The organism is Arthrobacter sp. Y3225116 (assembly GCF_059091245.1).
This window is the reverse complement of sequence record NZ_JBNHGL010000357.1, coordinates 1-2175: the sequence shown is the minus strand read 5'-3', so window position 1 is coordinate 2175 and position 2175 is coordinate 1. Positions and strand designations below refer to the sequence as shown.

The following is a 2175-nucleotide window of genomic DNA, read 5'->3' as shown; positions in this document are numbered from 1 at the left end:
GGGCTGTTGTGGCCGGCGTCGCTGTTCCGCCGCCGGCCACCCCTGGGGGACGGCCGGCCGACGGATCGGAACTACCGGGCGTAGGGGTCCGCGATGCCGATGTACTGGACCGTGGTGTACTCGTCCAGGCCCTCCGCGCCGCCTTCGCGGCCCATGCCGGACTGCTTCACCCCGCCGAACGGCGCGGCGGCGTTGGAGATCACGCCGGCGTTGTAGCCCACCAGGCCGAACTCGATCTGCTCGGAGACGCGGAACATGCGGTTCACATCGCGCGAGTAGATGTAGGAGGCCAGGCCGTACTCGGTGGCGTTGGCCAGGGCGATGGCCTGCTCTTCGGTTTCGAACGTGGTCACCGGGGCGACCGGGCCGAAGATCTCGCTCTGCAGGATATCGGCGTCGTTCGGGACGTTGGACAGCACGGTCGGCTGGTAGAAGTAGCCGTCGCCTTCCACGGGCCCGCCGCCCGTGCTGACGGACGCTCCGGCTTCCACCGCCGCGGTCACCAGGGCATGCACGTCGTCGCGGGCGCCGCCGTCGATCAGCGGGCCCACCGTGGTGTCCGCCTCGGTGCCGCGGCCCGGCTTGAGGGCCTTCATGGCGTTCGCAAACTTGGTGGTGAATTCCTCGGCCACGGAGGCCTGGACCAGGAAGCGGTTGGCGGCCGTGCAGGCCTCGCCCATGTTGCGCATCTTGGCCGCCATCGCGCCCTCGACGGCCTTATCCAGGTCGGCGTCTTCGAAGACGATGAACGGGGCGTTCCCGCCGAGCTCCATCGAGGTCCGCAGGACGTTGTCCGCCGCGTCCTTGAGCAGCTGCTTGCCCACCGGGGTGGAGCCGGTGAAGGAAACCTTGCGCAGGCGGGAATCCTGCATCAGCGGCCCGGAGATGCCGGAAGCGCTCTTGGAGGAGACCACGTTCAGCACGCCTGCCGGGAGGCCGGCCTCCATCATGGTCTGGGCGAAGAGCTGGCTGGTCAGCGGGGTGAGCTTGGCGGGCTTGAGCACCATGGTGCAGCCGGCCGCAACCGCGGGACCGACCTTGCGGGTGGCCATGGCCAGCGGGAAGTTCCACGGGGTGATCAACAGGCAGGGGCCGACCGGCTTGCGCTGGACCAGGATCTTGTTCTTGCCCTCCGGCGTGGTCAGGTAGCGGCCGTAATCGCGGACGGCCTCCTCCGAGAACCAGCGCAGGAATTCGGCGCCGTAGGCCACTTCGCCGCGGGATTCGGCCAGCGGCTTGCCCATCTCCATGGTCATCAGCAGGGCGAAATCCTCCGAGCGCTCGGTGACCAGCTCGAAGGCGCGGCGCAGGATCTCGGCGCGCTGGCGCGGAGCCGTGCGGGCCCAGGCTGCCTGCGCGCTGTCGGCGGCGTCGAGGGCGGCGAGCGCGTCCTCGCTGGTGGCCGAGGCCAGGGTGGCCAGCACCTTGCCGGTGGCGGGGTCGTGGACGTCGAAGGTCCCGCCGTCGGATGCGTCGCGCCATTCGCCGTTGATCAGCAGGCCGGTGGGTACTTTGGCGAGCAGTTCTGCTTCGCGGGCTGCGGTTTCAGCCATGGCGGTGCCTCCAAGTGTTCGGGATTGAGTCCGTGGGCGCAGTTGCCCGTTTTCCTTCACGGTAGGTGTTCCGCTTCACGGGTGTAAATGCGAGGGTGCACTACGTTCCACGGTCCCTACTGTGCAGATCGACAATACCAATCCGATGCCCGGGTGAGGGTCACACAGGGCGCAGATGACGACATCCAGGACCGCCGGCCGCCGGCTCCGCTTGGAGCTCAGCGCCCGCCGGGGGCACGGGTGGCCAGGACCGCGGCGTAGAGCTCGCGTTTGCTCACCCGGGCATCGGCCGCGACGGCGGCCACCGCGTCCTTGAGCCGGGCACCCTGCGACACCAGCGCGTTGACGCCGTCCACGTGGTCTTCGGGCTGTTCGGGTGCTGCTTCCGGCGCGCCGGCAACGACCACGGCGATTTCGCCCCGCACCTCATGGGTTTCGGCCCACTCCAGCAGTTCGCGGACCGTGCCGCGCAGCACTTCTTCATGCAGCTTGGTCAGCTCCCGGCAGACCGACGACCGCCGGTCCGGGCCAAACCCGGCGTCGAGGGCCCGCAGCATGGCCGCCAGCCGGTGCGGCGCCTCGAAGAAGACCATGGTCCGGCGCTCGGCGGCGAGCTCCGCCA

General features: G+C 69.5%; 2 protein-coding genes. Both read right to left on the bottom strand.

Translation table 11 applies throughout. The annotated features are described in order from the left end of the window. Nucleotides 1-71 precede the first annotated feature (71 nt). Nucleotides 72-1553: an NAD-dependent succinate-semialdehyde dehydrogenase gene (locus tag AC5RV2_RS17290; protein WP_494068188.1), complete on the bottom strand. Its 1482-nt coding sequence runs from the start codon at nucleotides 1551-1553 to the stop codon at nucleotides 72-74. Nucleotides 1554-1771: 218 nt separating this feature from the next. Beyond that, nucleotides 1772-2175 (bottom strand): SAM-dependent methyltransferase (locus tag AC5RV2_RS17285; protein WP_494093358.1); only part of this gene is annotated, 404 nt, incomplete at its 5' end.